This window comes from Treponema sp. OMZ 799, from assembly GCF_024181365.1.
Taxonomy (GTDB): Bacteria; Spirochaetota; Spirochaetia; order Treponematales; family Treponemataceae; genus Treponema_B.
Map to the genome: position 1 here is coordinate 1,586,311 of NZ_CP051301.1, position 20,089 is coordinate 1,606,399.

Here is a 20,089-nt window from a genome sequence, read left to right on the forward strand (position 1 = left end):
ATGGAAAAAGTTAATGCAATTATTCCCCCTCCGCCAAAAAAGATTTTAGTGTTTGATCTATTTACCAACCTCGGGTGGATTGCCGGTAATTTTTTTACTTCTATTTTTGTAGGAAGTTCTACTAATTTGAGGGCTGTTGTAAGCTCAAAGGCCTTTATAATCGGTATGCTGATTGCCGTTTTAAGTCCTATCATAAAACAAAAACTGTTTTTTCCTGCGATTATAAATTGGGAAGAAAATCCCGAAAAAGCAAAAAAAAATATATTAAGGTATGAAACCTTTTTATTAGTTATCCCCTTGCTGTTTACCGCTTCCGTGCCGCTTATCTCTTTGGAGGTTGGAATTATTGGCGAAACCGGTTTGTTTTTGTCCTCTCTTTTTAGTACCATAGGGAATATATTCTTGCTGGGTACTATATTTTCATCAAGTACCATTAGAGCTTTTGAAAGATGGGTTTCCTTTATTCCCGTTGAAGAAGAATTCTTATCGTTTTCGATGATAAAAAAAATTACTATTGCAAGTATAACCTGTATTATCGCGGTCATCCTCCTTGTACTTGCTCCCATTGTCCGTTATGAAAATCAAAATATTTATGAAAGACTTATAAGTTCCGTTTTACCCCTGTTTATTTACAGTTTGGTTTTATCGGTGCTAAGTTTGGGAATAATAGTAAAATCTATTGAAGTTCGAATTTTTTTGATTCAAAGAATAGTAAAGGATTTGGCTGACGGAAATTATAAGAGGGACCCTGTTGCAAGCTGGAACAGGGATGAGATAGCTCTTTTACTGGTAGATATCGGTAAGCTTTTGAGTTTTAACAAAACTTTTATAAGGGATCTTAATGAAAGCGTAGGCCTTTCAGGGGACACGGCCGAGTTTCTTTCTGAAAACATGGATAAAACCTCTGAGGCTGTCAGAAAGATAACCGATAATATTTCTTCTGCCAGACATCATATCCAAGATCAATCTTCAGGTGTTGTAAAGATGCAGGGAACCTTAAAACAAATGGCCTCAGGTATAGAAAAATTAGGAAAAAATATCGAAAGCCAATCTGCAGCCGTTACTGAATCTGTTGCAACAATAGAAGAAATGGTTTCCAATATTCAGTCCGTAACAAGAACCGTAAAAGAGAATGTCGACTCCATCGAAAAATTAAACGCTTCTGCCGAATCCGGAAATCAAGCCGTTTCGACAGCACACACGATAGCAAAAAATATTACCGATGATTCCGAAGGCCTTTTGGAGGCTTCCAATGTTATTCAGCATATCGCAAGTCAAACAAACCTTCTCGCAATGAATGCGGCTATTGAGGCGGCTCATGCGGGAGAGTCCGGAAAGGGTTTTGCCGTAGTTGCCGATGAAATCAGAAAGCTGGCTGAAGAGTCCAGTGTGCAGGGTAAAACGATTACAACCGTATTAAATAATCTCAAAGCCAAGATTGAAGAGCTTAACTCAGCCGCCGAGACTACTGAGATTCAATTTGCCGAAATAATGAAAATACTTTCGACGGTAAATGACGGAAGCAGCTCTATAATGCATGCTATGACAGAGCAAAGTTCGGGAAGCAGCCAAGTCTTGGATGCCGTAAAAGAGATAAGCGATATAACTTATGACGTAAAAAACGGCTCCTTAGAGATACTGAAAGGGAATACCGAGGTCAGCAAAGAAATTGCAAAGCTGGTAGAAATTTCTCAAATGATAGACCAAGGAATGAGCGGTATAGGAAGCGATACCGGACAAATAAATGAAATTATAACTCAGGTAAGCGAAATAAGCGGAAAAAACAAGGAGGCCGTCGCCAAGGTTATGAAGTACCTGTCTAAGTTAAGTTTTTAAGTTTGTCAAATCTGCCTTAAATAAAATTTGAACCGCCCTCTTAAAATTTTCGGGAAGTGGGGCGGTGATCTCTTTCGGTAAGTCATCCAAAAATTGTTCTTTAAAACTCAATTTATAAGCATGTAAAAAGTATGTATTTTTCGACAAATCTTGCAGCACTATTTTTTTTTGTTTTGAGCCGTATTTTTTATCGTTTAAAAGAGGAGTGCCGAATTGGGAACATTGTATTCTTATTTGGTGCTTCCTTCCGGTTATAAGATTAAAGAGGACAAGGCTTAAATTTTCTTCTTTTGAAAAATCAAGGATTTTTATGAGGCAAAGACATTCTTTTCCGTCGATTCTGCTTTTAAATTCGTTTAAGGCCGGTTTTCCCTCGGTTATTCCTATGTAGAATTTACCTATCTTCCCTTCTTGCAGGGCCTTTGAAAAGGCTTGGGCTCCTCTCAGGCTTTGCGAAAAGGTTAGGATTCCGCTTGTATCCTTATCCAGTCTATGCAGTGCCCCTATTTTAAAGGAAAGACTTTTTTCTTTAGGCGGAAAGTATTTTATAACGGTCTCACAAAGACTTTTTTCCCCATGTACAAGCTCTCCTCTTCTTTTGTTTATAAAGAGCAGGTCATCGGTTTTTAATAGGACATCCGGTTTTTCAGTCCCTTTTAGGGATTTATTTTTACATAAAGTTGAAGAATTTATTTCAGCCATGGCAGGGTTGTCCGTTAGATCAAATAGGCTTAAATCCATAGTTATTTCATCGCCTTTTTGAGTTAAGTAGGCTCCGTTTTCTTTTTTACCGTTGACTCTTATCTTTCCTCTGCGCATTGCCGAATATACACCAGAGAGAGGCATCTTTCCTAAAAATTTCCGTATTACGCGGTCCAATCTCCGGCCTGAATCGTCTTCACCTATATAAAAAATCTTATTTTCTTTGCTCATTTCTATATTATATACCATTTACAGACTTGACAAAAGAGCTATTTTGTAGAGAATTAAAGATATGTTGGAAACGATGTATAAAACGCAATGGAGCCTCTTTTTTTCTAATCCGATTTTTTTGTCGGCTATAACAAGCTGGATGATGAGTCAGGTTATAAAGACTATTTTTGCATTATTCAATGCCTCAATAAAAACCCCTATTGATTTTGTAGAACTGGTGCTTTGGCGTACTGGAGGCATGCCTTCAAGCCATTCCGCTCTTGTAGCGTCTTTAACGGTAAGCATAGGTATAAGGCAGGGATTTGACTCGGATCTGTTTATTTTTGCTTTGTTCATGGCAATTATAGTTATACGGGATGCCGTGGGCGTAAGAAGATCCAGCGGTTTGCAGGCTAAGGCCTTAAACGATCTAGGTTCAAAATTTGCCGAAAACAATGAGGGGTATCACTTTAGGGCCGTAAGAGAAATCCAAGGCCACAAGCCCGTTGAAGCAGTTGCCGGCATTATTCTTGGTATAATCACATCAATATTATTTGCTTATTTTGGATAAGAGTCATGGATCAGCCTAAAAAATACATCTTCGGCCTTGATATTATTGCAGGTTTTTTATTGATTTTCTCTTTTTTCTTGTTAATCTTTGTTCCGATGAGCTCAAGGTCTACGTTGTGGAAGGATTACCGTATCCTTTTTTTACCTATGGAGGTAAATGAGCCTGCTATTTTGCAGGCAGCCGAAGAAAACGGTATTACAGGGATAATTTCTTCTCAAACAATAGAAAACCGTTTTTCCGATTTGGAGGAACAAGGTTATACCGGATACCCGTTTACCGATAAGGAACGTTATACCCAATGGTTTATAAATGATCAGGAAAATATCAGGTATATGTATATTCCATCCGATAAGCACATAACTAAGGACTTTTTTAGGTTTTTAAAGCACAATACGGCATATTTTTTTATAGAAAACGATTCTCCTTTTTCAATGTTTCAGTTTTGTATTGCTTTAATATTTTTTGCAGTATCTTTTTTTTATACAAGCCGCAAAAAAAATTATTTTTCCGCAGCCTTTCCCTTTGTCCTTTATGCGGCCTTTCAGCGGGGGATTTTAGCTCTTTCTTCTGCCATTCTAATCATGTATACCCTTGCATTTTGGATGGAAGCTATAGGCGCCTCGTTAAAATTTACAAGGGAGCAGCTTTTATCCAGAGTCAAAAAGAATCCTCTCTTGGTCTTTTTCCCCTTTGTTGCCTTGATAATCGCAAAATTCAACAGTAATATTTCGCTTGTTCTTTTTATTTTTGCAATATCGATTTCAGCCTCTTTTACATACATCATAGAAAGATTAAGCTTTTTTATTGAAGAGAAAATAGATACACAAAAAATTCATAAGACAATAAGAGCCTATGTAATGAATCCCAAATCGGTTGCAAAATTTTGGAATACAAGGCATTTATATATCGTTTCTTCTTGTGCCCTTTTTTTTATTGTCTTTTCGGCCTTGTTTTTATATTTCAGTTTTAATAAAACCATAAAGGCATATCAAAATACCCTATATCTCCCCATGCCTGAAACTTCGGTTGGATTTTCTGGCTTTTCAAAAGAGGCCTTTGATGAATTAAAAAGGATAAGGACAGGAGACGAGCTTCCTGACCTTGGAAACCTTATTTCGGATACATGGAATGCAAAGGTTATCCCCTTTACCCGCCTTGACCTTTCTCCTCAGGAAAAGGTTAGTTTTAACGATTTTTCTGTAGACGAAAAAGGAGTAGTAACGGAAAAAGACGGCCTTGTATTCAATTTTGACGATGAGTTTATAAAGAGCGTTATTTCATTTAGGACCAGCCCTTCTATCGAAGATCTGCTTTACAGTCAGGGAAGGTTTATCACGGCTTCTTATGCGCCTAAGAAATTTCCGCTTAACCGTTATAATAGTGCAGCGTTGCTTGTTGCCCTTGTTTCGGCTATAATGCCGTTAATGATTATATTATTGAGAGTGTTTGAAAAATGACGGAATTTTTAAGATTTAAACGGGGTAAAGAAGTTTTAGAATACCCTAAGCTGCCTGCCTCGTTTGAAGGAAATGCCTTTTTGCCTCAAAGGGCCTTTATACCTATAGCCTTTGATTCTAAAAAGCCGCCGGAAACCCTTGTTATGAGGGGGGAGACCGTAAAAGAAGGTCAAATTATCGCCCGTACCGAGGAACCTTTTTCGGTAGGCATATACTCTTCTATTCCCGGAATCTTGTATGACTTTGTTGACTTCACCCTTCCTGACGGAAAGCTCATTCATGCTGCAGCCGTAAAACTTGAAGGGGCTTTTGATATTCTCGGCCGGCCCTCTGCCGATTATCCGTGGAGAACTTCTTCTCATTCTGAAATTATAAGGGCAATAGGTTATTCGGGAATTTTAAATACGGCCGATCTTTCGGCATTGCCCCTTATTTATCAGGTAAGAAATGCTTTAAAAAAGGGAAATGCCGATATCTATATAAACCTCTTCGATAAAGATCCATCTTCGGGTATCGACTCAATCCTGTTTGATAGTTTTTTTGAAGAGGTTGCAGAGGGGCTGGGTATAATGGCTAAGATTCTCAATGCAGCTTCGGTAACCTGTATTCATAAGCTGATGAAAAAAGATCTTTTTAAGTTGGAAAAAATTTCGGAAACTTGTGAGCCTTTTTGTAAGGTCAAATTTATAAATGCATCCAATGATTATCCCTTTGTTCAAAATAATTATTTTGCAAATAAGGAAAATCCTTTTTTAATAGACATTCCTACAGCTATGTATACATATGAGGTTGTAAGAACAAACAATCCTATTACCTCCGTTTATGTGCTTGTAACAGGTAAGGCTATCAATGAGCCCAAGGTCTTAAAGGTTAAGATCGGTACGCCTATAGGGAATCTTATAGAAGAGTGCGGAGGCTTTAAGACCATGCCGGCACAGATTATATTGAACGGGCTTATCGGCGGTTTATCTGCCGATACTTTGGATATACCCGTAACGAGTACCTTAAAATCGATTCATATACCGGGGAAGGATAGTATAAAAAAACACTCCATAGAAGAGTGTATAAATTGCGGTTTATGTTTTAGTTCTTGTCCTCTTTATTTGGAACCTAAAAAAATAGTCAAATCCATTGAAGCTGAGGACTTAAACGAGGATATTGTAAAACAAATAAAGATTTGCAGCGGCTGTGCTTGTTGTTCCGCCTGCTGTCCTTCAAGAATTCCCCTTTGCTCCATTATTTTAGAGATGTCAAAAAAAATTAAAAAAGGAAGTATTCTATGAAATCTTATTCTAACCTGTCTTTGACGGCTGCTCCCTTTGTGTATACGCGTCTTCCGGTTTTTAGAATTAATATTGCCGTTTTATCTCTTTTAGGTATCCAAATTTTAATTTTAGCTCTGACTGCCGACTTTTATGCTCTTTTAAATATTGTCACTGCCGTTATGGGCGTATTATTTGTAGAAAATTTACTTAGATACTTAGCTTCCTCTAAACTAAGCTTATCCCTCGATATGATAATTTCCGGCTTGTTGATAGGTTTTTTTATGCCTACAGGTATAGGCTTTATCTTTGTTTTTATTTTAAGTGCTTTTTCTGTTTTTATTGTAAAAACCATGTTTGGAGGAACGGGGCGAAATTGGTTAAATCCGGTTGCCTTTGCGGTATGCGCTGCATATATTTCCAGACCGGAGGCCTTTCCTCCGCTGATCTCAGACTTTTCACTCTTAAGTGAAAAAGGCAGTTTTTTTGCAGTGATGGAAGCAAACGGCCTTATAAAACTTAAAACGGATTTTACGGTTACCTCTGCTCTTAATTCCCTCTTATTACACGGGGTAGGCGTAACCCTTCCTGAAGGCTATATAAGCCTCTTTTTAAATTCTACATCATCAATACCCGCTTTCCGTTACAATATAGTTACACTGATGTCGTCGATAATATTGTTTTCTATCAGGGCCGCAGATTATATTCTCCCGGCGTTTTTTTTGGCAGCCTATGCTCTTTTAGTTTGGATCTTCGGTATGGTGCCCGTTTCAAATATTTATTTTACCGGAGATATATTGTCTGCCGTTTTAACTGGCGGTGTTTTATTTGCAGCATTTTTTGTTATGACGGAACCCGCATCTTCTCCCAAAACCAAATACGGAAAGGCTATGAGCGGATTTTTTACAGGCATTTTTGCCTTTTTTATATGTGCCCATGGAGCATCGCCTGCAGGAATCTTCTTTGCCATAATTCTAGGCAATATTATTTCTCCTCTTATCGAAAAATTTGAGATAAAAATACAGGCTAAAAAAAGGAGCCTTTATGAATAATTCCAATATTGAACAGATAAAAAAATACCTCCTCCTTTTTGCTTTTTTTATTGCTGCAGGACTTATATTGTGGGGAAGCGGTTATATAATTTCAGGGCTTAAAAGCGATGTTTATTTACAAGATGCAGACTATATCTTAAAAAATTCGCCGCTTTGTTCGGAATATCAAGATGTAGAATTTATAAAAGCCTTAAATCCCTCCTCTTTAAATATGAATTTTTGTAATGCGGTTTTTGAAGTAAGAATGAAGGATAAAAAGGGCTATGCCGCCTTTGTAAATATGAGCGGTAAATACGGTATTTATCAAGGAATGTTTTTGTATTTTGCAGAAAAATGCTTTTTTTGCGGCTTAGGAGGCCGAATAGCCGATAAACCGGCTATGTATTACGGTATAACTTCTCTGAATATAAAAGTTTCCGAACAAAAATTGGAATCTGCCTTTAAACGGCTTGAGATAAAGAATAAGGAGGAAAAATAAATGGCTGCAAATAAAAAGTTGATAGTCTTTGTTTTCGGCCTATGTCCCATAATTCCTGCAGCCTCAAATTTTGCTTACGGAATTGTTTTAGCTGTTTCATTGTGGGTTATATTCTTTTTGGGACTTTTGGGAAACTACGCCGCAAAGCTGATGGATATTAACCGTTTTAACTATCTGTTTGTAAGTATATTTATGATTACAGGTACTGCCTTGGTAAATGCCTTGATGGAAGGCATATTACCTATAATACACGGCCCCCTTCAAGTATACACTTATATACTGACATTTTCGTACATTGTCTTTTTGGGTTTAAAACAATATTATGAAGACTCGGAATCATTGGATATACCTATATGGTATTCCGTCTTGATTTTAATTTTATCCGCTTTAAGGGAATTTTTTGCTTTCGGCTCAATTTCTTTTCCTGTTTCATCGGGCTTTTTATCGCTTCGTTTGCCTTATTTTTCAAATCATCCTCTGTTCCGTTTTTTAGGAACCGCTGCCGGAGCCTTTATCATCCTCGGTTTGATAATCTGGATTTATTTTTCCGTTACAAAAGAATTGCCGACTATTAAGATTGGAGAAGAAGAATGAGTCTGATTATATTTTATACCTTTGTATCTTCAATTGTTTTTGTATATGGAATAGGCTTGGAATGTCTCTATGTTTATCTTGAAAGCCCAAAAAAAATATACTCATTTTTTATTAAAAATGTCATAGCAGTTTTTATATCGGTCAGTCTGATTTGGGGGCTATGCCGCTATGTTTTAAACCCTCTGGGAGTCGGCTTTTTGCTTCCCGTTTTAGCTATAAGTTTTTTAGAATCTTTGAATTTGATTTTTAAGCTTATATGGCCTAAGTTTATCTGTTTGAAACCTGAAGAAAAGATTTTTAGTTGGGGGCTGGTATTTTTTTGTCTTTATCAGGCCTCTACTTACCTAGAGTGTCTTGCCTTGATTTTTTCGGGCTTTTTTAGTCTTTTTGTATTTTTGTTTGTTCTAAATGCAATAAAGCAAAAAACAGCGGATAATGAGACTTTTACCGAATGGAAAAAAGCTTCTCTTTTTTTGATAAGCATGGGTCTAATGTTGACAGCCTTTTATCTTACTGATCTATCGCCTTTTTTTTAATTTTGAGCAGTTTTTGAAAAACGATGCAGGATTGACAAGGCTTTGCTTATAATTTATAATTGAAACATTGTAAAAGTGTAAAGGGGTTTTTGTGGAAAAGAACAGTAAAAAAAAGTTGGAGATATGTTTTGCCGTTCATGCAGACTATAACGTAATTGATGAGTTTTCAAAAGAAGATTATACTCAAGACTACAAAGATTTTTTTTCAAACTTATATTCTTCTCCGTCTATTCCCTTTACCCTTGTCTTTAGCGGCAGATTTTTGGAATGGATACAGCGTAAAAATCCCTCTTTTTTCGATGTTATTTACGAAATGCACAATAGAAAACAAGTCGAAATGCTGGGAAATGCCTTTTATGAGCCCTTTATTTCGATGATTCCCTCATCGGACCTCATAGGTCAGATAGAGTACATGACGGATACTTTGCGCAAACATTCTTACAAAAGACCCCGCGGCATGTATCTGCCCTATTTTGCATGGAATCCCAATGTTCTTTCCAATTTACAAAAATGCGGAATGGAGTATTGCCTGCTTGATTCCCGTTTTTTTATTAAGGCCGGTTTAAATGCCTTTGCTCCGGTTTGTATGGAAGACGGCGGAAAAATATTATTCGGTATTCCTTCTACCTATGAATTTGAAAATACCGATTTACAGCCGGCTGCCTTTTATGACTTTTTATGCAATTATGCAAGTGTGGTTACCGAGACAAGCGTTGTAGTATTCTTATCAAGGGAAACGGCTGTTAGATTTTTGGATAAATCAAAGGATAAAAAATCGTGGATGGAGGAATTTTTTGAACGTGTTTCTTCTCCCGACTCCGTTATCTCGCTCACTCATACCGGGCAAATACTTAAAAACAAAAGGATATATCAAAAAGGTTTTATATCCTCAAATGCAATATTTTCAAATCAGCTTGTAAACACTTCCGTAAAGCAGCTTTTAGCAAATAAGCCCAACGTCTATGCCATGTACGCAAAGATGATCTATGTGCATAGTCTTGTAAATCAGGTCCGGGGCGATAAGGCCCGTAAAAACAACTCCTCATTGGATTTGTGGAAGGCTGAAAGCGGAATACTTTTTAATTTGGATTGTAAGCATAAAAAATATAATAGGGATTTAAGGCAGTACTGCTACCGAAATTTGCTTTTAGCCGAAAAACAGACACGAATTCCCGGTGTTTTTGCAGATTCTTTAACCAGTTTGGATTTTGATCTGGATGGTGTCAAAGAGTTTATATCTCAGCGGGAGCATCTTAATATGTATATTCACGCCATGGGCGGGAAGATTTTTGAGATGGATGTATTTTCCGCCTATAAAAATTATGCAGATATTTGTTCCGAAGAGACCGGCCTGTTTGTAGATCATCTTATATCTTCGGATGAGCTTGAGATAATTAAAAAGGGTGATTTTAAGACTGCCGTTGCCAAGCCTGTTTTTTGCGAAAATCTTTATCAGGATGTGAAATTCGACAGGGTTAAATTTGAACTTTTAATGAAAACTGAAGGAAGTTTCCGCAGCTTTAATCAGTTAGTATCCTTGCGTAAACAATACAGCTTTAATGATCAGGGAGTGCAAGTTCAATATATTTTAAAAAATGAAAGCCCCTTTAATCTTTCGGCTTATTTTATGGTGGAGATAGATCTCTCTGTGAGCCCTGTTGAAAAAAAACTTCCGAATGTTTCTGTTTATGCAGATGATCAAAAATATGAGGCCTCTCAAGAAAAAAATACCTTTTCAAAGGTATCTTGGATTCAAATAAACGAACCTGAAGGAAAAACAGTCTTCACAATAGAATCGAATGAGGCTGCAGAGTGTATTATTCTTCCCATATACGAAAAAATTCCTGAGGCAAAAAATCCTATTATGGGAATAAGAAATCTGTTTTTTTGGAAGGTCGATTTAAATTCCGGATTTGAAACGGAAAAGCTTCTTTTCTTTAAAGTGGATGCAAAAAAATCGGGAAAAGAAAAATAAAGCCCTCTATCCCTCTTGACCGCAAGGCTTTACTTACGTAAACTGTAAGTATGAGACGCGTTTTGCCTTATATACTTTACATATTAGCATTGGCAATTGAAATAGTCAGGGTTCTCTTATTTGCCTATATTGAAAAGACATTGCCTTGGCCTTTGAGTATTGTTGACTGGGTTTGTTTTGTGCTCTTATGTATACCGGCCGTGTTTTTCTTTTTATTATTGCATCAAGAAAAGGATTTTCATCAACTTTTAAGGATGATTGCCGTCATTAAATTTTTGTCCATCATTGCGGCATGGTTTTTTTTGATAAAAACTGCGCATTTTGTAAGTCTGACGGATTGGACAGCCGATATGTTTATTTTACAGACACGGACAACAAGGTTATTTTTGTATATTGATACTGTGATATTAATTTTATGCTTAAAAAGGGAGAGGTCTTTATGCAAATAATTCCTATTGCCAGCGGAAAGGGCGGTGTAGGTAAGAGTCTTATAGCTGCAAATCTTGCAATTGCATTGGGGCAGGCAGGTAAGAGGGTAGTGTTGGCAGACCTTGATTTAGGAGCTTCAAACCTTCACTTGGTTTTAGGTATTCAAGGACGCAAAAACGGCATAGGTACTTTTTTAACAAAGGCTGCCGAATTTAAAGATATAATAATCGAAACAGAGTATGAAAATGTAAGGTTTATCCCGGGCGATTCCGAAATTCCCGGATTTGCCGCCTTAAAAATATATCAGAGAAACTCTTTGGTAAAAGAGCTGTTAAAGCTTGAAGCCGATTTTTTGGTTTTGGATTTAGGAGCAGGTACTCACCTGGGTATCTTAGACTTTTTTTTACTATCCCCTCAGGGAATCATAATTACCTCTCCTTCAGTAACCTCAACCCTCGATGCCTATGTTTTTTTAAAAAATATTGTGTTTAGAATGATGTGTTCTTCATTCCCTGCAAAATCTAAGGGCGGTATATTTTTTGAAAAACTAAAAAATGATGTTCCCGGTATGCAGCGCCTTTATATTCCTTCAATAACCCAAGAATTGATGTCCTTGGACCCCGAAAATACTAATAAATTTTTAAATAAATTTTCACATTTTAAGCCGCGCATTATAATGAACATGATGGATGATCCAAAGGATGCTGAAAAAGCTATGAAGATACGCCGTTCTGCAAAGCAGTACCTTAATATTGACCTTGAGCATCTTGGGGTAATATACACGGATGCCGTTCAGGATAAGGCTCTTTCTTCAAGACTTCCGGTAATCAGGTACAAACCTCAGTCCATGATTTCTCAGGCTATATACCGAATAGCCGATAAACTTATTCAATCTGAAGCCGAAAATTATAGTGGAGAAGACTTTCAAGAATTTTCAGATTATTCTTTTATGTCGGCTGAAGCTGAGGCTGAAACGGATTTTAAGTCTAAGATGGAATATTTGGATGACTTGATAGGAGGAGAGGTCTTGTCTTCGGGTGAAATGAGCGAAATTATAAAATCTCAGCAATTTGAGATAAATGTGCTAAGGAATGAAAATTTATTGTTAAAAACAAAAATAGCAAAGGCTCTTAAGCAGGGCTTTAAAGTATAGGAAAAAAGTTTATGGAAAATAAGTTGTGGACATTAAAGAAAAATAACAGCGGGAAGTGGTTTTTAACCTTTACAGCCTTACTTGAGCATGAAAATTGCCCCTCAGCTGATGATATCCATCTTGAGGCAAAAAGAAACGGAATAAAAAGTTCATCCCTTGTTAGTAAAAAAACTATTGAAGACTATTTAAAAAAACATACCGGCTCAGGCATAGAACCGATTCCTCTGCCGCTTGAACTTGATCCCAACTTTGATGCGAGGATTACGGCAAATAACGATAAAACTGCGGCCTATCTTTATGTACGAAAAGCCGCCGATTCCGCTAACGAAGTGGATATGTCCACTATAAGCAGACTTCTGCAAAGAAGTAATATTGCAAATATCGATACGGCAAAGGTAAAAGAGGGTTTAAGCGATTTTATAAATTCTTCAGAGATGGAATTTTCCATGCAGATTGCTGAAGGAGCTCCTCCAAAAAGAGGACCCGATAAAAAACTTATCACTCATTTTGAGCAAATACCTGACCATGAGGTACAACGTCTGGCAGACCGTTTAAAAAGACCCGATTTACGTACCCCTGATGTAGAAAATCCCACAACAGACCAGGATTATCCTCTTTCCGAGGCCGAAACCCTTACCGTTGTAGAAAAGGGAGACCTTATTTATGAGGTGGAAGATGCAGGATTGGGAGAAGCCGGTGTTGACGTATACGGTCAATCTATTCCGGGCCTTCCCGGCAATGATCCTTTTTTCTTGGATTTACGAAATATAGTACAAAACCATTCCGAGCTGCGTGCAGGAGTTACCGGTCTTCTTTTAATAGCGAATACCGAACGAGGCTTGAAGATACGTATAGTTCCGTATAGGGATGCTAAGGTGAGAGCCGTAATAAGCCGTGATAAGATGGAAGCCTCTCTTATTTTGCAGTCGGGACTTGGTGCCGGAGAAAGGCTTTCGGTAATAGGGGTAAAAACTGCCTTAAATGAAGTTAATCTGCTTGATTCAATTTCGGAGACAAGAATAAACGAGATTATCGAATCGGCTAGAAAGGCAAACGATGAATGTGAGTTTGTAATCTTAAGCGGAACTCCCCCCATTGCTCCCGGCTCTTATCGGCTTGAATGGTCGGTTAAATTTAATGAAGAACTTAGTACGGCAACTGTCGAAAAAGATGCTCTGATTTTAACGGCCCGCCTTTTACCTAAGGGCGAAAAGGGAAAAAATGTTTTCGGTGAACCTATTGATCCGAAAAATGCCGAACCTACAGATATACCGGCTAATGACGAAACCATAAAAGTTACCGAAGAAAAACACGTAATTAAATTTCTTGCGGCAGAATCGGGAGAGCTTTCCTTATTCAATAATGCCCTTTCAATTTCATCGCTTAAAACCATTCAAAGCGATATAGATACCAAATTCGGAGATGTAAGTTTTCCCGGCAACCTGATTATTACGGGCGATATTAAAGATGATGTAAAGGTAAAATCAAAGGGAAAATTGACAATTACCGGTACTGTAGAAAAGGCCCTGATTTATTCGGAAGACTCCCTTATTTTAAACGGAGGCATAAACGGAAAGGGCAGGGGTACTGTTTGGGCTAAGGATAAAACCACTTTACAATATGCAGAAAATGCAAGAGTTTTTTCGGGCGGCGATATAAGCATTGCTTCTTACTGTTTTAAGTGCTTGGTAAAAACAAACGGGACCGTGCATTTGACGGGCAGCCCGGGTGTATTGCTCGGCGGAAGTATCCATGCTGCAAAGGGTGTGTCGGTTCATGATCTGGGAGCCGAAAAAACCATAAGAACCATTATCTCGTTCGGGCAGGACTATTTAATAAAGGATGAAATTGAAGTCCGTGAAAAAGAAATAGAAGATAATAACGCCGAGCTTGCAAAAATTGAAAAAGAATTACAAACAAATCCTCCGAATATTGATGCTCTAAGACAAAAAAAGGTTAAGCTCTTAAAAAGAAACAGTGCTCTTACAGTCCGCATATTTAACCTAAAAGAAAATTTTGAATTTCACATTCCTTCAAAAATAAAGGTTACAGGCTCTGTTTATCCCGGTGTCGTTCTTGAAAGTCACGGCCGCTATTTTGAAGTTATGGAAACTCATCACAATGTCTTTTTTGAGTTCGATGAAAAAAACGGACAAATTATATGTTTGCCTATTAAAGAAGTTGAATTAGAAAAATAAGGGGTTTGACGATGCTTTTAGCTATACAATATCCTTCATGGCTTCATCCCGAAATTATTCCGGGACTGCCCTTTTTTAGATGGTACGGTCTTATGTATCTTGTTGCCTTTGGTGTTGCATATTTTTTGTTTTCTTATCAGGTAAACAAAGGGGAATTTGAAAGATATTCGCTCAGCCAAAAGGCTATGACAAAAGATGACATAGCAGACCTTTTTATATGGGGAATCTTTGGGCTTATTTTGGGCGCAAGAATTTTCGGAACCCTTGTCTACAATCCTGAAACCTATTTAAAAGCCCCTTGGCTGATTTTTTGGCCCTTTGCAAGGGATGGGGCCGGAAAACTCATTTTTGTCGGACTTCAAGGTATGTCTTACCACGGAGGTTTTATAGGCGGTTTTTTGGGAACTGTGCTTTGGACAAAAAAATCTAAATTTAAATTTGCCGCCGTTGCAGATCTTATGGCCGTTTCAATTCCTCTAGGCTACACCTTCGGCCGTCTGGGTAACTTTGCAAACGGCGAGCTCTACGGAAGAATAACAACAGCTAAAATAGGAATGATTTTTCCTCAAGCGCCTGTTTCGGACCGGTTTTATTTGGCCGAAGGCTGGGTAAGAGACTTTGCCGAAAAAGCCGGTCTTGCAATTCAGGAGGGAGCTTTAATGATAAACTTGCCTCGTCATCCAAGTCAGCTATACGAGGCTTTTTTTGAAGGAATTGTGCTTTGGCTTATCTTATGGCTTCTTCGCAAAAAAAAGCCCTTTGATGGTTTTTTGGTTTGTATTTATACTCTGGGCTACGGCTTTTTTAGATTTTTTATCGAATATTTCCGCCAGCCGGATGCCAACAAGGGCTATCCCATATCTTTAGGATTCGGGGCTGCAAATATCTATGTTTATGAATCTTGGAAAAACATATCTACAGGGCAAATACTATGCAGCTTGATGATTTTGGGCTCTCTTGCTGCGATGTTTATTCTGTATTTGCAGGATAAAAATGTAAAAGAGAAAAAAGGGAAAAACAATGGATAAAAAGAAGGGCCTTAATTTTTGTATTGAAGAGCTGGGCTTTTACCGTGTTTCAGTTTCTTCGCCTAAAATTTCTCTTGCAGACATAGACGAAAATTTAAATCTCCATCTTCAGGAGATTAAAAAAGCCGAGAAAGATGGTGCAAACCTGATTCTTTTTCCCCAACTTTCGATTACAGGGGCATCATTAGGCTCAGTTTTTAAACAGTCTCTTTTAATCGAAAAAGCCTTTGATGCAGTAAGACTTATAGCCGAAAAGACTAAGCAATTTTCTATTTTGTCCGTTGTGGGCCTTCCTTTTTTGTATAGTAATAAACTTTATTCTTGCTCGGCGGTAATCGGGAGCGGAAGGCTTATAGCCCTTGTGCCGCATCTTCCTTCAGAATTTTTAAGTCCTCATTTTTACGATTTTGAAGATGAACCCTGTCTGGTTCCATTTTGCGGAGAAAATATTCCTTTTGGAAAAGATTTTAAATTTATTGTAAGCCATAAGGATTCTTATAATCTTGGCAAGGGTTTTTCGTTTTCTTTTGATGCTTCTTCTTATTCGGATCTTATTTTAGCTCCGCTTGCTGAGCCTTCAAAACCTCTTGGTGCGTCTGCTATGAGGCAAGGGTATAAGGCCTTTTCTGCCGCAAAAAAATCGGCCCTTGCCTTTGTAAACTGCGGAATCGGGGAGTCTGTTTCGGATTATATTTTTGCAGGAGAGTGCGGCATATTTGAAAACGGAAAGGAACTAAGGTTTACTCAAGGTTTAAAAGACCCGCTTTTGCAAAAGCTGTCTCTTACTTCAAAAGAAGAACCTTACATATCTTCCGATATCGATATGGAATTTTTAAAGGGGCAAAAACTAGGTTTGAAGTTTTCAAAAAAGCCTGCTTCCGATTGGGAAATTTTAATAGAAAAAGAAAAGTTGAATACTAAAAAGACTTTAGATTATTATGTACAAAAAAATCCTTTTTTACCTTATTGCGATGATCTTCATAAAAATTTTATATATAAGAATTTCTTTTCGGAGCTTATTTTTTTCCAAGGCTCTGCCCTCGCAAGCCGCCTTCAGTTTATAGGCTGCTCAAAATGCGTGGTAGGCATTTCAGGAGGCTTGGATTCTTCTTTAGCCCTCCTTGCATCTGCATATTCCCTTAAACTTTTAAACATTGATTTAAAAAACCTCTATGCTGTTACAATGCCCGGCTTTGGGACAACCGAAAAAACAAAGAACAATGCTTCGGCTCTGGCAGAAATTTTAGGCTGTACTCTTTTGGAAATTCCTATCGGGAAGGCTATGGTTCAGCACTTTTCAGATATAGGGCAGGATATGGATAATCATGATATTGCTTATGAAAATGCCCAGGCCCGTGAAAGGACCCAAATTTTGATGGATAAGGCGAACCAAATCGGCGGAATTATGGTTGGGTCAGGAGACCTCTCTGAGGCAGCCCTGGGCTGGATGACATACGGGGGCGACCAGATGTCTATGTATGAGGTCAATTCTTCAATTCCAAAGACCCTTTTAAAAGATTGCATCCTTGCCTTTGCCGAAAATAAGATTTTCTTTGAAGATGAAAAGAAAAACGCAGCCTTTTTTGAGCTTCTATCAAATATTATAAATACGCCTGTAAGCCCTGAGCTTCTTCCGCCTAAAAACGGAGAAATTTCACAAAAGACCGAGGATATAATAGGCCCATATCAGCTTCACGATTTTTTTATTTATCATGCAATAGGGAACGGTTTTTCTCCTAAAAAGGTTTATTTTCTTGCCCTTGAAACCTTTAAGGATGACGCTTATTCTGAGACCGAAATTTTAAAATGGCTGAATATTTTTTATAAGAGATTTTTCTCTCAGCAGTTTAAAAGATCATGCAGTCCCGAAGGAGCCTCCGTTACCGGTTTTTCTCTTTCTCCCAGAGGAGCTTGGCTTATGCCCTCCGAAATCTCGGTAAAAATATGGCAAAAAGAGCTTGAATTTTTAGTTAAAATAATGTAACATACCGATATGCTGGCAGCTTTTTTGAATTGGATAGGTAACTATATAACTTATTTTCCCTTGGTAGTTTTTATCGGCCTCTTCCTTGGAGGCTTTAATATACCTATTTCGGAAGACGTTCTTGTTGCAATGTCAGCTATTCTTTCACAAGGTGAAAAGGCTTCAATTCCCCATTTTTTGTCTGCTCTGTACTTTGGTGCCATTATAAGTGATTGTATGGTATATGGCTGGGGGAGGCTTATTGCTAAGGGTTCCATATCGATGGGCCTTTTTTCAAAGATTATAACAAAGGAAAACACTTACCGTCTTTTAAAGTCTCTTCAAAAACACGGCGTGTTTACCTTTATAGTTTGCCGCTTTATCCCTTTCGGAGTTCGGAATGCCGTATCTATGACGAGCGGTTTTGTAAAATACCCATTTTATAAATTCCTGATCTATGATTCAATCGCTGCAGTATGCAATATTACCGTATTATACAGTCTGGTTTACTTTTTCGGAAGCAAGGGCGGCGATTTTATGAAGATATTCGGCATCGTAATGTTTGTCCTATTCTTGGCTGCCGGCGCCTATCTTGTCAGCTCCGGAAAGCTCTTTCAATTTGCCGACAAAAAACTCGACCAAGAAAAAAAATAAGCTTATTCCGATTTAGCCATAGGCTTCCAACTTGGCAGCTGCGTCTGCCCAGCTTTCCGAAAGTTCTTCAGCCCTTGTTCTCAGCTCCTCTATTTTTTTCTGCACGGCCCTGCTTTTTTCGCCGTTGGAATAGACTTCGGGTTCGGCTAGGAGGGCTTCATTTTCGGCTATTTCCGCTTCGCATTTTTCTATTTCGTTTAATAGCCGCTCTTCTTCTTTTTCTAATTTTCTTCTTTCCGAGCGGAGCTTTTTTTGCTCCTCATAGGAAAGTGCGGCCGAGCTTATCGGCTGAGCTGCTGCTTGAGGTTTTGTTCCATTTACGGAAGTTTTGGAGTCGTCATCGGCTTCTTCTTGCTCAATGCGGTAAAGATAATAATCGTAGGTTCCCGGAAAATTTCTTATCCTTGAAGGCCGGAATCCTTCTTCATCGGCCTTGAGTTCCAAGACTCGTGTTGCAAGGTCCTGTATAAAGCCCTTGTCGTGTGATACAAAGATTACGGTTCCGTCAAAGCGTTTTAGGGCATCCAAGAGCACATCCTTGGAGTGTAAATCCAAGTGGTTTGTGGGTTCGTCCAAGATTAAAAGGTTCAAGGGTTTTAAAAGAAGAAGGAGCAGGGCAAGCCTCGATTTTTCTCCTCCCGATAGTACCGAAAGGCTTTTATAAATATCGTCCCCTCGGAACAAAAAGGCTGCAAGCATATCGTATAGTTTAGGAACAAGTTCGGTAGGGGCCGAGCGTTCGAGGAGATCTATTATGCTTTCGCTTCCCGTAATGGTCTCTGATTCGTCTTGAGAAAAATAGCCCATTCTAACCCCGGCTCCTTCTTTTAAGCTGCCCGTAAAATCCTTATCCTCTCCTGCCAGAATACGCAAGAGAGTTGACTTGCCTGCTCCGTTTTTTCCGGCTAAAACAAGGCGTTCTCCCTTTTCGACTGTCAAATCCAAATTTTCGATTACCCTGTGAGTACCGGATGCCGTTACGTAGGCCCTGCTTATTCCTTCTGCCTGTAAGACAATTTTACCCGAATGAGGGGCCGGAGGAAAGCTGAAGCGTATTTTTTTTAGGTGCTCGGGAAGCTCTATCCTTTCCATCTTTTCGAGCCGCCTTATTCTGTCCTGAACCAAGGCGGCTCGGCTTTCCGTATACCTGAATTTTCGGATAAAGTCTTCGGTTTTGGCAATTTCTTCTTGCTGCTGCTCATAAGCTTTGATAAGGCCTTCAAGTTCTACAGTCCTTATTCTTTCATAATCGCTGTAGGTTCCCTTATATTTTTTTAAGTTTCCCTTAAAAAGCTCGTAAGTTTCGTTTACGGTTTGATCCAAAAAGTAGCGGTCATGGCTTACAAGTAAAAAGCCTCCCTTAAATTTTTTAAGCCAAAGCTCAAGCCAAGAGCGGGCTTCGATATCGAGGTAGTTCGTGGGCTCGTCAAGAACAATTATATCTGCATTTTGTAAAAGAACCTTTGCAAGGGCTATGCGCATTTGCCGGCCGCCTGAAAATTCTTCTGTGTTCTTATTAAAATCGGAAGAAGAAAAGCCCAAGCCGCGTAAGGTTTCATCGATAAGGCCTTTTTTTGCATTCCAGCCCGAATTTTCAAGCCTTGTTTGCAAGGCGTGATAATCGTTTGCCAAGGCTAGGAGCTTTTGCTCGTCCTTTTCTGTTTTCATCTTTTCGCCTGTCTCATCCATGGCTTTGATAATATCGTAGCCGTAAGCAAAGGCCGTTTCGGCCTCTTCTGCCAAGGTTTTGCCCTTGTGGACTATCCCCGACTGAGGTAAGTAGGCTATTGATGTATATTTTTCCGAGGCTATCTCCCCAGAGTCGGCTTTCATCTGACCTGCAACAATCTTCATTAAGGTAGATTTGCCGCAGCCGTTTGCTCCCGTAAGGGCAGCCTTTGTTCCGGCCGTTAAAATTAGGGTAACGTCTTTTAAAATGTCTCTGTCCCCAAAGGCAAGGGAAATCTTTGAAAGCTGTATAAAGGGCATGG

At 38.6% G+C, this 20,089-nt stretch carries 16 protein-coding genes; 14 read left to right on the forward strand and 2 right to left on the reverse strand.

Annotated features, from left to right (window positions below; translation table 11 throughout):
• Complete coding sequence (locus E4O04_RS07195) at nucleotides 1–1,836, forward strand: methyl-accepting chemotaxis protein (protein ID WP_253688052.1); 1,836 nt, start codon at nucleotides 1–3, stop codon at nucleotides 1,834–1,836.
• On the opposite strand, the gene E4O04_RS07200 is transcribed toward E4O04_RS07195, so the two are convergent.
• Complete coding sequence (locus E4O04_RS07200; protein WP_253707083.1) at nucleotides 1,825–2,769, reverse strand: RluA family pseudouridine synthase; 945 nt, start codon at nucleotides 2,767–2,769, stop codon at nucleotides 1,825–1,827. The genes E4O04_RS07195 and E4O04_RS07200 overlap by 12 nt on opposite strands.
• 61 nt (nucleotides 2,770–2,830) lie before the next feature.
• Here E4O04_RS07200 and E4O04_RS07205 point away from each other — a divergent pair, with 61 nt between their 5' ends.
• The 13 genes from E4O04_RS07205 (at nucleotide 2,831) to E4O04_RS07265 (ending at nucleotide 18,098) form a co-directional block, all read left to right on the forward strand.
• Complete coding sequence (locus E4O04_RS07205; protein WP_253688050.1) at nucleotides 2,831–3,319, forward strand: divergent PAP2 family protein; 489 nt, start codon at nucleotides 2,831–2,833, stop codon at nucleotides 3,317–3,319.
• A 5-nt stretch (nucleotides 3,320–3,324) separates the two neighbouring features.
• Nucleotides 3,325–4,776, forward strand: a complete 1,452-nt coding sequence (locus tag E4O04_RS07210) for a hypothetical protein (protein ID WP_253707085.1) — start codon at nucleotides 3,325–3,327, stop codon at nucleotides 4,774–4,776.
• Complete coding sequence (locus E4O04_RS07215) at nucleotides 4,773–6,059, forward strand: SLBB domain-containing protein (protein ID WP_253688048.1); 1,287 nt, start codon at nucleotides 4,773–4,775, stop codon at nucleotides 6,057–6,059. Before E4O04_RS07210 ends, E4O04_RS07215 begins: the two co-directional genes overlap by 4 nt.
• A complete protein-coding gene (locus E4O04_RS07220; protein WP_253707087.1) occupies nucleotides 6,056–7,090 on the forward strand; it encodes an RnfABCDGE type electron transport complex subunit D in 1,035 nt (344 codons plus the stop codon). Before E4O04_RS07215 ends, E4O04_RS07220 begins: the two co-directional genes overlap by 4 nt.
• A complete protein-coding gene (locus E4O04_RS07225) occupies nucleotides 7,083–7,568 on the forward strand; it encodes a hypothetical protein (RefSeq protein ID WP_253707088.1) in 486 nt (161 codons plus the stop codon). The genes E4O04_RS07220 and E4O04_RS07225 overlap by 8 nt, the downstream gene beginning before the upstream one ends.
• A complete protein-coding gene (locus tag E4O04_RS07230) occupies nucleotides 7,569–8,162 on the forward strand; it encodes a hypothetical protein (RefSeq protein WP_253707089.1) in 594 nt (197 codons plus the stop codon).
• Nucleotides 8,159–8,698 carry a hypothetical protein gene (locus E4O04_RS07235; protein ID WP_253707090.1) on the forward strand — a complete coding sequence of 180 codons (540 nt, stop codon included), beginning with the start codon at nucleotides 8,159–8,161 and terminating at the stop codon, nucleotides 8,696–8,698. Before E4O04_RS07230 ends, E4O04_RS07235 begins: the two co-directional genes overlap by 4 nt.
• A gap of 91 nt (nucleotides 8,699–8,789) precedes the next feature.
• Nucleotides 8,790–10,673 carry an alpha-amylase/4-alpha-glucanotransferase domain-containing protein gene (locus E4O04_RS07240; protein ID WP_253707091.1) on the forward strand — a complete coding sequence of 628 codons (1,884 nt, stop codon included), beginning with the start codon at nucleotides 8,790–8,792 and terminating at the stop codon, nucleotides 10,671–10,673.
• Between the two features lie 439 nt (nucleotides 10,674–11,112).
• Nucleotides 11,113–12,255, forward strand: coding sequence for a nucleotide-binding protein (locus E4O04_RS07245; RefSeq protein WP_253707092.1), 1,143 nt, complete (start codon nucleotides 11,113–11,115; stop codon nucleotides 12,253–12,255).
• An 11-nt stretch (nucleotides 12,256–12,266) separates the two neighbouring features.
• Nucleotides 12,267–14,453: a FapA family protein gene (locus E4O04_RS07250; RefSeq protein ID WP_253688041.1), complete on the forward strand. Its 2,187-nt coding sequence runs from the start codon at nucleotides 12,267–12,269 to the stop codon at nucleotides 14,451–14,453.
• An 11-nt stretch (nucleotides 14,454–14,464) separates the two neighbouring features.
• Nucleotides 14,465–15,481, forward strand: a complete 1,017-nt coding sequence (gene lgt, locus E4O04_RS07255) for a prolipoprotein diacylglyceryl transferase (RefSeq protein WP_253688040.1) — start codon at nucleotides 14,465–14,467, stop codon at nucleotides 15,479–15,481.
• Nucleotides 15,474–17,465, forward strand: coding sequence for an NAD(+) synthase (locus E4O04_RS07260; RefSeq protein WP_253707093.1), 1,992 nt, complete (start codon nucleotides 15,474–15,476; stop codon nucleotides 17,463–17,465). The genes lgt and E4O04_RS07260 overlap by 8 nt, the downstream gene beginning before the upstream one ends.
• A gap of 9 nt (nucleotides 17,466–17,474) precedes the next feature.
• A complete protein-coding gene (locus tag E4O04_RS07265) occupies nucleotides 17,475–18,098 on the forward strand; it encodes a DedA family protein (protein WP_253707094.1) in 624 nt (207 codons plus the stop codon).
• A gap of 12 nt (nucleotides 18,099–18,110) precedes the next feature.
• On the opposite strand, the gene E4O04_RS07270 is transcribed toward E4O04_RS07265, so the two are convergent.
• Nucleotides 18,111–20,087 (reverse strand): ABC-F family ATP-binding cassette domain-containing protein, encoded by a 1,977-nt coding sequence (locus E4O04_RS07270; RefSeq protein ID WP_253710824.1) that lies wholly within the window; start codon nucleotides 20,085–20,087, stop codon nucleotides 18,111–18,113.
• Nucleotides 20,088–20,089: the final 2 nt, after the last annotated feature.

Excerpts from the sequence above, each read along its gene's own strand:
- E4O04_RS07195 (WP_253688052.1), top strand. The coding sequence starts at position 1 with ATGGAAAAAGTTAATGCAATTATTCCCCCTCCGCCAAAAAAGATTTTA.
- E4O04_RS07200 (WP_253707083.1), bottom strand. The coding sequence starts at position 2,769 with ATGAGCAAAGAAAATAAGATTTTTTATATAGGTGAAGACGATTCAGGC.
- E4O04_RS07205 (WP_253688050.1), top strand. The coding sequence starts at position 2,831 with ATGTTGGAAACGATGTATAAAACGCAATGGAGCCTCTTTTTTTCTAAT.
- E4O04_RS07210 (WP_253707085.1), top strand. The coding sequence starts at position 3,325 with ATGGATCAGCCTAAAAAATACATCTTCGGCCTTGATATTATTGCAGGT.
- E4O04_RS07215 (WP_253688048.1), top strand. The coding sequence starts at position 4,773 with ATGACGGAATTTTTAAGATTTAAACGGGGTAAAGAAGTTTTAGAATAC.
- E4O04_RS07220 (WP_253707087.1), top strand. The coding sequence starts at position 6,056 with ATGAAATCTTATTCTAACCTGTCTTTGACGGCTGCTCCCTTTGTGTAT.
- E4O04_RS07225 (WP_253707088.1), top strand. The coding sequence starts at position 7,083 with ATGAATAATTCCAATATTGAACAGATAAAAAAATACCTCCTCCTTTTT.
- E4O04_RS07230 (WP_253707089.1), top strand. The coding sequence starts at position 7,569 with ATGGCTGCAAATAAAAAGTTGATAGTCTTTGTTTTCGGCCTATGTCCC.
- E4O04_RS07235 (WP_253707090.1), top strand. The coding sequence starts at position 8,159 with ATGAGTCTGATTATATTTTATACCTTTGTATCTTCAATTGTTTTTGTA.
- E4O04_RS07245 (WP_253707092.1), top strand. The coding sequence starts at position 11,113 with ATGCAAATAATTCCTATTGCCAGCGGAAAGGGCGGTGTAGGTAAGAGT.
- E4O04_RS07250 (WP_253688041.1), top strand. The coding sequence starts at position 12,267 with ATGGAAAATAAGTTGTGGACATTAAAGAAAAATAACAGCGGGAAGTGG.
- lgt (WP_253688040.1), top strand. The coding sequence starts at position 14,465 with ATGCTTTTAGCTATACAATATCCTTCATGGCTTCATCCCGAAATTATT.
- E4O04_RS07260 (WP_253707093.1), top strand. The coding sequence starts at position 15,474 with ATGGATAAAAAGAAGGGCCTTAATTTTTGTATTGAAGAGCTGGGCTTT.
- E4O04_RS07265 (WP_253707094.1), top strand. The coding sequence starts at position 17,475 with ATGCTGGCAGCTTTTTTGAATTGGATAGGTAACTATATAACTTATTTT.
- E4O04_RS07270 (WP_253710824.1), bottom strand. The coding sequence starts at position 20,087 with ATGCCCTTTATACAGCTTTCAAAGATTTCCCTTGCCTTTGGGGACAGA.